General features: G+C 42.2%; 7 protein-coding genes. 6 read left to right on the top strand and 1 reads right to left on the bottom strand.

From position 1 onward, the window contains the following. Positions 1-265 precede the first annotated feature (265 nt). The 5 genes from ade to JOC94_RS13345 all read left to right on the top strand — a co-directional run bounded on the left by ade (position 266) and on the right by JOC94_RS13345 (position 5,428). Complete coding sequence (gene ade / locus JOC94_RS13325) at positions 266-2,014, top strand: adenine deaminase (protein ID WP_205179590.1); 1,749 nt, start codon at positions 266-268, stop codon at positions 2,012-2,014. A 632-nt stretch (positions 2,015-2,646) separates the two neighbouring features. Further along, complete coding sequence (gene alr / locus JOC94_RS13330; RefSeq protein WP_205179607.1) at positions 2,647-3,798, top strand: alanine racemase; 1,152 nt, start codon at positions 2,647-2,649, stop codon at positions 3,796-3,798. 180 nt (positions 3,799-3,978) lie between these two features. Continuing rightward, positions 3,979-4,260: a CopG family ribbon-helix-helix protein gene (locus JOC94_RS13335; protein WP_018709208.1), complete on the top strand. Its 282-nt coding sequence runs from the start codon at positions 3,979-3,981 to the stop codon at positions 4,258-4,260. A 4-nt stretch (positions 4,261-4,264) separates the two neighbouring features. Continuing rightward, positions 4,265-4,615, top strand: a complete 351-nt coding sequence (locus JOC94_RS13340; RefSeq protein ID WP_077111417.1) for a type II toxin-antitoxin system PemK/MazF family toxin — start codon at positions 4,265-4,267, stop codon at positions 4,613-4,615. Positions 4,616-4,858: 243 nt separating this feature from the next. Then, positions 4,859-5,428: a hypothetical protein gene (locus tag JOC94_RS13345; RefSeq protein WP_205179592.1), complete on the top strand. Its 570-nt coding sequence runs from the start codon at positions 4,859-4,861 to the stop codon at positions 5,426-5,428. A gap of 371 nt (positions 5,429-5,799) precedes the next feature. Here the strand turns inward: JOC94_RS13345 and JOC94_RS13350 are convergent, their stop codons facing one another. Beyond that, complete coding sequence (locus tag JOC94_RS13350; protein ID WP_205179598.1) at positions 5,800-7,377, bottom strand: alpha/beta hydrolase; 1,578 nt, start codon at positions 7,375-7,377, stop codon at positions 5,800-5,802. A 263-nt stretch (positions 7,378-7,640) separates the two neighbouring features. Here JOC94_RS13350 and JOC94_RS13355 point away from each other — a divergent pair, with 263 nt between their 5' ends. Continuing rightward, complete coding sequence (locus JOC94_RS13355) at positions 7,641-9,824, top strand: hypothetical protein (RefSeq protein ID WP_205179599.1); 2,184 nt, start codon at positions 7,641-7,643, stop codon at positions 9,822-9,824. The last annotated feature ends 71 nt before the right edge of the window (positions 9,825-9,895 follow it).

Genomic DNA, 9,895 nt, shown 5'->3' on the forward strand with positions numbered 1-9,895 from the left:
GAGGCTGATTCGATGGCACGATGGAACGGCCTTTATTCTGGGAGGGCGTTAATAGGGATGCGTGTTTGCGGAGGATTTCTTTTGCATTATTTTCTTCTGCGATCGTTTTCGTGTTTCCGGTGCGGATAGTTCCGATCGTATTGGCATGCGCACTCATAACATATTAGCTTTGATAGGAGACATCGCCATAGGGGTGACTTGCGCTTTATGGAAAATGTTGAAGGCGCTATATGGGTTATGCAGTAAATAAAGAGAGGGATATGGATTGGGCATTACAATAGAAAACTTGAAAAAAAGAATAGACGTGGCGGCAAAAAGAGCCCCGGCTGATTTAGTGATTAAAAACGGCAAGGTTGTCAATGTCTTTACAAGGGAGATTATCAGAGAGGATATTGCCATTGTGGATGGTTATATCGCCGGAACAGGAACATTTGAAGGGAAGGAAACGGTGGATGCATCCGACAAGTATATCGTGCCCGGCTTTATTGATGGCCACGTCCATATTGAGTCCGCGATGGTCACTCCGCCGGTGTTTTCCAATGTAGTCCTTCCGCATGGGGTGACGACCATCATTGCCGACCCGCATGAAATCGCAAATGTAGCAGGAACGTATGGAATCGACTTTATGCTCCATACATCCGAAGATATTCCACTGGAGGTTCTTTTGGTGCTGCCATCATGTGTTCCCGCCACGCCTTTTGAAAATGCGGGAGCGTCGCTTGAAGCTTCAGATTTGGAACCATATTACTCCCATCCCAGAGTGATTGGACTCGGAGAGGTCATGGATTATCCTTCAGTGCTTCATAAAGATGACAATATGCTAGACAAAATCATGAATGCAACGGCTAGAGAAAGGCATATTGATGGCCACGCATCCGGAATTCATTCGGATGGAATCAATGTATATATGGCCGCGGGAATCCGTACCGACCATGAATGTGTGACAGCGGAGGAAGCCCTGACAAGATTGAGAAAAGGGATGTATGTGATGTTGAGGGAAGGCTCGGCGGCCAAAGACTTGGTTGCTCTGCTGAAAGCTGTTCATGAACATACTGCGCGCCGCTGCCTATTCGTTACGGATGACAAGCATCTGGATGAAATCATTGATGAGGGAAGCATCGACTATCATGTAAAAACAGCCATACGTGAAGGACTCGATCCTCTACTTGCCATTCAAATGGCTACCTTAAATGCGGCAGAATGTTTCGGACTTAAAACAAAAGGGGCCATCGCACCGGGGTATGAAGCTGATCTCCTACTGTTAAACGACCTCAAGACCGTCGATATTGATCGGGTATATAAAAGAGGAAACCTAGTAGCCCAAAATGGCCATGTGATCCAGCCTAAGAAGGCTTTCGTTGCGTCACCCGCCATAACAGACAGCCTTCATATAAAGCACGTATCTCGTGAAGATTTAAAAGTGAGAATGAATAAAGGAAACAGAGCAAATATTATTGAAATCAAGCCAAAGATGATTGTCACAAAACACCTTATTGAGAAGGTGGATGTGATTGATGGTTTTTTTCAGCCGTGCACCAAAAAAGATCAGTTGAAAATAGCAGTCGTCGAACGTCATAACGAAACAGGAAATATCGGTCTTGGGATTGTGAAAGGAATGGGGATGAAAAGAGGGGCTATTGCGTCGACAGTTGCCCATGATTCGCATAATATTGTCGCCACCGGTACAAATGATGATGATTTGCTGATGGCCATTCAGGTGACAGCAGACATGAAAGGCGGCCTCGTTGTTGTGGAAGGTGGAAAGCCCATTGTTTCCCTTCCGCTGCCGATTGCCGGATTAATGTCGGATCTGGATTATCAGGTGATTCATGAGCGGATCAAAGAGGTTAATAAAGCTTTGGAGCGAATAGGTTGCTCCATGGAATTTAACCCGTTTATTACTTTAGCCTTTATTGCCTTGCCCGTTATTCCTGAATTAAAACTGACTGATACCGGGTTATTTGATGTAAAAGCATTCCGGCATATTGAAATTGAAGCGAGTAACATTACATAGGTGAAACGTATTATCTGGCATGAAGTCTCCCGTTTCAAGGCGGGAGATACATCGCTAGGAAAAGCTTGATTGGTTTAAGGAACGATGGGGAAGTGAAAAATCCACGGTTCAATATATTTTCTTGTTTTTTGCGGTGTTGTTTTTTTGCCAAAATGACTTATGATGGTAATATTCAGGATTTTGCATACGAAAAATGTCAATTCATTAACGTGAAAGTCATATGCTCGTTTTTAGGCAATTTTTATAGAAGAAAGAATTTTTTTCGGCCATAGCTTTTAGGAAACCCGTCTTCTGGCAGTTGTTTGGATGGAGAGCGCAGAATGGGATTGGATAAATATTTACAACATGGATGCATTTCTTATATTCGGGAGGCAGTAGATTGTCCCCTTCCCAACTTGATCATTTCCTCATTTTTCCATATTCACACATTCCAGCATCAATGTTTGTAACCGCTACAACGAAAACAACAGCTTTTAATTGGACAGAAGAGAGAAAGTACCTTAATGTTTCGCAAAAATCACAATAAAGCGAACGGGAAGGTTTTCTAAAAATCAATTGACATATGTGTGCCCTGATTGAATAATCAATAATGTGAAGTCGATCTGGGGAGTGTGACTTACTTGAATGAAGAAATTCCATTTTTCCGTGATACATGGACGGAAATTGATTTAGATGCCTTGTATGACAATGTTAAAATGATCAGAAACGCGTTGCCGCGGAACACACATATGCTGGCCGCCGTGAAGGCGAACGCGTATGGCCATGGGGCTTTGCAGGTTGGCTTGGAAGCGTTAAGAGCAGGGGCGCACGGTTTGGTTGTGGCACTGCTAGATGAAGCATTATGGCTAAGAAAGCATGGAATTGAGGCGCCGATTCTCGTGCTTGGCGCTATTCGGCCAAGCGATGCCGGAGTGGCTGCCCGTTACAATATTTCCGTACCCGTTTTTCAAACAGACTGGTTAGAGGAAGCGAGCCGGTCGATGAAGGACGGCGACGTATTAAAAGTCCATATAAAATGCGATACCGGCATGGGACGAATTGGCCTTAGAAGAGCCGATGAGCTGAAAGAAGTTGAAAAAATGGTCTCTGCATCGGACAAGTTTTTGTTTGAGGGCATCTTTACGCATTTTGCGACTGCAGATCAACAAGAAGAATGTTATTATCAGCAGCAACTGCAAAAGTTCAAACGATTTATTGATCTTTTGGAAACAGTTCCGACTTATATTCATGCCGCAAACAGCGCTGCTGCCCTTTGCCACCATGATTCCTTGTTCAATACAGCGAGAATCGGGATCGCCATTTACGGTCTTTCTCCATCAGAAGAAAGACAATTTATTCCGAAAACCCGTCAGGTCCTTTCATGGCATACAAAAATTGTTCATGTTAAAAAGCTGCAGGCCGGGGAGTGCGTCGGGTATGGAGCTTGTTACAAGGCCCGCGAAGAAGAGTGGATCGCCACGCTTCCGGTTGGGTACGCGGACGGCTGGCTCAGAAAGCTGGAAGGCCAGCGGGTTATTATAGAAGATGAATTTGCCCCGATTGTTGGGAGAATTTGTATGGATCAAACTATGATTCGTCTCCCCCGCTATTTTCCGGTTGGAACAGAAGTTACGCTCATCGGCGGGCGGCAAGACCTGTTTATTTCCGTGGATGACATCGCCAAAAAGCTTGATACAATCAATTATGAAGTAACATGTTCGATCAATTTTCGTGTTCCGAGGGTGTTTAAACGAGGGAAGCAAGCCGTCGAAATTGAAAATAAACTTTCTACTCGATTTTTGTAAAATTTCAGTAGAAAAAAGAAGGAATTCAGCTAAAAAGGGAGAAATGATGTATAAGGAATTCTTTGCCGGGCCGATAATAGAAAAAGAATCCCAAATGTTCTTTGCAGGACTGCTGTTTGATGGTATGATTATAGTTGATTTGAATTAAAACGGCTTGTATTGATGGTGGAGGTGTGGTTAGTGTCTGAATCCAGCGCAACAACTGAAATTATTATTCGTTTACCACAGCAACTCTTGGCGGAGCTGGACGGATTTGTAGAACAAGAGAATGTAAATCGAAACGAATTTATTTACCGCGCTACGAAAATGTATATTCGTGAACGAAAAAAACGCCACATAGTAGAATCAATGAGACGAGGCTACATGGAAATGGCCAAGATCAACCTTGCGATTGCATCGGAGGCTATACAGGCGGAATACGAGGCAGAGCATACTGTCGAACGGCTTGTAAGCGGGGGATGATCTTTTGGGCGTTAAGCGAGGCGATGTATATTTCGCCGATTTATCCCCGGTAGTAGGCTCGGAACAAGGGGGAGTCAGGCCGGTGCTCGTGATCCAAAACGATATCGGGAATCGTTTCAGCCCCACGGTCATTGTTGCGGCCATTACAGCACAAATCCAAAAAGCTAAGTTGCCTACGCATGTAGAAATTGATTCAAAGCGTTATGGTTTTGAACGGGATTCAGTCATTCTGCTTGAACAGATTAGAACGATTGACAAGCAGCGTCTAACGGATAAAATTACACATCTGGACGAAGAAATGATGGAAAAGGTGGATGATGCCTTACAAATCAGTTTGGGCCTCATCTCTTTTTAAAAAATTGTCAGCTTGTAGGGAATGCAGGTATTATGATTCTCTACAAGCTTTTTTATGATCATTTTTAGTAAAACAGGCTATATGAGCCACATTTATGAAGCTATTGACCAATGGATGCTTTCATGATAAGGCTTTTGTTGTAGAAAACATGCTCAATCAATATGCTGATAGAGCCTCTGGATAAAGCATTGTGATCCGTGAGAATCCCATGTTAAAGCGAGTATATAAAGGGGATTATAAGGAATGCAAAAAATAGATAAACTCATCCCGATTTATCGGGAACAAAAAGCATATACGATATTTTATGACCGAGAACATCATAAATTTTATAAGTTTCAGCACCAGGAGTTTTATGCGATTCTCATATTAATCATCTATTCACTTGCCATCCTTGGAGGAATATACTTGGCCAATGAAATATTTCTCTACTTTTCATTTGCAGGAAATGCAGTGAATATGTTCTTACTTACTTGCATTGGCATTGTGATCATCGGGAGTTATTTCGTAGCAAAAGTTTATTATCGAAGTTTTTATATACGGAAACCAAGGGAAATATTTGTAAATAGGGAAAGCTTGGATACATTTGCCAGAAAAGGGATACAGCAATATCGCGTATCCATATACGCCGGTGGCGGTTTGAGTGTTTTATTTGCCCTTATTTCTTTTATATTGACTTTGGTGTTTGCCCGGCTAGATTTTTTGGTCTTGGGTGGTCTCGGGATCACAAACACATTCCATTTACTTTTTATAAAGCCTTTTACGACACAAAAAATACTGAAGCAAATGGTTCATAACGAAATAAATGATTCGTAAATACCACTAAGGAACCCGAGTCTGGAGGAAGGTGCCCTCTCTCAGGAACGAGGAATCGTGTGCTACATCCCCACGTGTAGACCGAACAAGTGGGGGAAGCCCGGGAAACATTTTGATGAGCTGGAGCAGTTGCTGTTCACCGGGTAAAGAGCAGCCGGGTGTAGTACAGGGAATGTCTTGTATAAACAAGGGGGAGAGTTTCCCCGTATTGTCTAACAGCCAACAATGTCATTTATTTCTTTTTCGAATGCTGTTATCGGCATTTTGTAAATGGAAACAGGTTCGCTCTTATTTATAATCACTTTCCTATAAACGAGAGATAAGAAATATATTCTGTCCCCTCCAAGTTTCCTTTCGTATTTCACGTTCTTTTATTGATGTTTATCATACTCCAACATCCGCCTCTTCCACATCGCTGCTTGTTCCTCCATCCCTTCTTTCCGGTAAAAATCAATTAAACATTCATAAAATTCAAGAGCAGGTATTAATTGGATGGCTTTTTTTAACTGATAAATGGCTGTCATATAATTATTTTGCTTTTTATAAGCGTAAGCATTCCAAAGAACGAGATCCATTACGTCTTCTTCTATCTGGGTGCGCAATTCTAAAAACCAGTCAGTAGGGTGAGACTCATCAAAAAGGCGCTTGGGGAAAGTGTGAATCATCTGATCAATAAGCTGTTGCCGTTTTTTGTATGATGATTCATATTGCGCTTCGCGAATTTTTTCCATAAAGATCACGGCATCACATTTCACTTCTCCTTGAAGATATACGTGAGCGCCATCTAACACTAAAAAGGAGTAATCGCTCCCTGGAATGGTTAAAAGTTTGCGCAAGTAGGACAAATATACCCGTAAATTGGCTTTTGCTTGCTGAATCGGAATATGTGGCCACAATGTTTCACATATATGTTCTCGCGTCGTGGAACGGTTGACTAACAGAAAAAGCAGCAATGGTTTGGCGAAACGCTTATTCCAACCATTTTGTATCGGCTCTCCTTCAAGATGCACATGAAATGGCTCCAGTATTTTTACTTGCAGCTGTTTGTGCGCCTGGAGCTTGTCTAGCCACTCTGTTTGAATTTGACTGACATAATCAAGCATTGTCTCATCCACTGAACGGATAAATGGATCAGGAACAACAGGCGGGCCATTCTGATGCGTGACAAAATCATGGAGAATCTGGGCAATCAGTTTCGGTTGATCCAGAATGATAAGACTGGATGCGTTTGGTATCATTAAATGCTGGCAGTGGCGCAAATGGACCGTATGTAATTTTAAATAATGAAAAGGAAACAAAAAGTCTTTTGATCCCGACAAAATGAGTGTAGGACATTGCAATTGTTTGATATCCGTAATGGGATCTGAACTGACGGTCAAGTCCATGACCTTGGCGTAAAGGTCAAATTCAATCGTTTCGGCATATACTTTCAACTTGTCTAGCTCTGGATGCCCTTTTGGCAAAGTGGTGGCCATTGCCTCCAAGTAGTCAAATGGAATTTCTTTTTTTCCACCTGACAATTCTTTTCGATGGGATCGGATACTTGGAATCATATGTGGCGGGTGGCATGGTAAGGACATTAATGTAAGAGTTTTTACTTTATTTGGATGTAGGTTTGCATAGGCTGCGCCGATCAATGCGCCCATTTGCCAGCTAACGATATGTACAGCTTTCAACTCGAAAGCTTCCAGCAATTCATGAAGGTCCATGACGAATCGCTGGATCGTCAAATCTTGAATGGGGACATCATTTTCACTTTTTCCATATCCTCTCAAGTCATAGCGCAAGATAGAGTAAGTATCGCCCAAATGATTGATTAGTGTTTCAAAAGACCGCAGATCGACTGCATTTGAATGAATAAGGACGAGTATTTCGTCAGTATGATGGGCTGATTGCGCCTCTTGAAGTACATAATGAACTTGTCTGTCATTGATTTTTATAAGCGGCATGAAGACCCCCCTTTTGCTTGTTTTGTTTCATTGGACAGATGACATGGCTGACAGTTTATAGACATTCAGATTCTCCTTTTTTCATAAAAAAAGGGAGAATTTTTTTGTGCAATCCATTGTATTTAAAATGAGGTGTTGCGTTTGTGTAACGCTCCATTTGGTATGATTGCGAGCAAGATTAGATTGGTGGAATAGATTCTGTTTTTTTCACCAACTAGTATAGATGATAACGTACACTTTTTATATCGGAAAGGATTAAAAAAATGAAAAGAAAGATCGCTATTTTCCTTATTTTTATTTTAAGTTTCTCTATGATCGAGCCTTTTTTTCAGGGGAAAGTAGAGGCGCAAAATTTGTCTCAAATCATTAAAGCTGAAAAAACACTAGACTTTCAACGTGTTGATGGGTCATGGGAGTTGGGCCCCGGCTCTGGTACTAGCAAAGTAGGGTATGAATGGAAGGAGGGATCGCGTATTTATCATGAACCTTTGGTCTATTTTTCTCTGGAAGAAATTGACCGAAGCAAGGACATACAAATGGTAGCCTTACAGTTTGGCGTAGCACCTTCTTCCCTGGAAAATGCCCCTTTTTTGGATATATGGGGAGTCAATAACTACAGTCTGGAAAATATGTTTGTACGTAATAAAAGTGCGAAATTGTTAAATAGACCCATTACTCACGCTCCTTTTAGCATGTCATTTAACGTCACAACTTATGTCGTTTCTCAACTCCATCATAGTAAAGCTGCTTTTTTATTTGGGGGGGCAACTGAATCGCCTGATCCCGGCTCCCCCGAAAAGAACCGGAACTTGTCAATATATAATCACAGCAAAGAATACTATGAACCAATGCTGCTTGTTATGTATAAGGAGCCTTCGCCGCCTATGGGAGAAATAGCCATTGAAGGCAATGGTTTTACAAATACAGAAGGGGTAAAATTGCGAATCGATGCTCGTCCCAACAATGGCAGGCCGGTTGAAATGCGGCTAGGGAACAGTTCTAATGACTGGATCACACCATGGCGGCCATATCAATCATCAATGGAATGGACTTTGCCATCGGGTGATGGGCCAAAAACAGTTTATTTACAGCTTCGAAACCAGGCTGGAGCTTTGACCAATCAATACACGGCCAATGTCATATTGGATACGGTGAAGCCTGCCGGAAATGTTACGATCAACGGGGGAGAAGTGAGTACAAAGGCCCCAAAAGTGACTCTGCATATGGATGGTCGGGATACGAATGGTGTAACAGAAATGCAAATTTCCAATAAAAGTAATGAGTGGCCTCATGAGTGGGTGCCGTTTTCAAAAACGTATGAATGGACATTGGAATCTCCGACAGTGGAAGAAGGAAAAACGGTGTATGTTCGCTTAAAGGATCCGGCTGGAAATATTAGTGACACTTTTTCAGCCAGCATTGATTTGGAGCTCGGCCCACTGATCGATGGAGTTGAAGATGGGGGTGTATACAATCGTGATGTAACGGTCACACTTGCCCCTCGTGTCAAAACGGTTCATATGAATGGAAAACAGGTATTTGTAAGAGAAAGCGGAGATACGGCGGTTAAGCAGTTGGCTATAGCAGAAACAGGAGAAATAGAACTGGAAATAACCAATACACGCGGGGAAGCGACTGCACTGCAATTTTTGATCGATCGTGAGGCCCCTAGTGGAACTATTACAATAAACGGAAATGAAAATTATACAAACTCTCGCCAGGTCATCTTGAATGTAACGGCAAAAGATTTAGGCGGTTCTGGCCAGGTGCAGATGCGGTTTAGTAATGACAAAGATACATGGCAGGATAATTGGGAGAATTTTTCAGAAACGAAGCCATGGATGTTGGAAGAGACAGGTGTTAGTCAGAAAACCGTTTATATGCAACTGCGGGATCGTGCTCAAAATGTCAGTGAATATGAGGCGGCAATTATATATAGATCTCTGCCAGTTCCGGAGGATCACGTTGTAACGGGATGGATTGGTCAGAAAGTCCGATTTAAAAAGGAGGACTTTGTTTATAAAAACGGAGACAAAACGGAAATCGAAGCAGTTAGAATGGAGACTCTTCCTGATAAAGGCAGGTTGTTTTTAAGCGGAGAAGAAGTTGCAACTGGTCAAGTGATTCCTCTTGATCAATTGAAGGATTTAACGTTTATGCCTCCCTTATTGTGGATTGGAATGACTAATTTTACATGGAAAGCGACGAATGGCTACGAGTTTTCTAAAAATGCCGGGAATATGAAATTGGAAATCGATATGGAACCGGAAAAACCAACCATAAAGGTGAATCCGTCCGGTGAATGGACGAATGAAGCGGTGGAAGTGACCATCGTGGATGGCAAAGTGGGTACAAGCGGTGTAGAAAAATCAGAGTATAAGATTGGAAAAGATGGAGAATGGCAGTTTTATGAGAAGCCATTTGATAAAGTCCATATAATTGTGTAAAAAGAATAGGTCACCATCATGACCATGTTACAATGTTTTCGACCAAGAAAAACACATGGAGGACATGATGA

It is taken from the genome of Siminovitchia thermophila (assembly GCF_016909185.1).
Lineage (GTDB): Bacteria > Bacillota > Bacilli > Bacillales > Bacillaceae_C > Siminovitchia > Siminovitchia thermophila.

Excerpts from the sequence above, each read along its gene's own strand:
- JOC94_RS13345 (WP_205179592.1), top strand. The coding sequence starts at position 4,859 with ATGCAAAAAATAGATAAACTCATCCCGATTTATCGGGAACAAAAAGCA.
- JOC94_RS13350 (WP_205179598.1), bottom strand. The coding sequence starts at position 7,377 with ATGCCGCTTATAAAAATCAATGACAGACAAGTTCATTATGTACTTCAA.
- JOC94_RS13355 (WP_205179599.1), top strand. The coding sequence starts at position 7,641 with ATGAAAAGAAAGATCGCTATTTTCCTTATTTTTATTTTAAGTTTCTCT.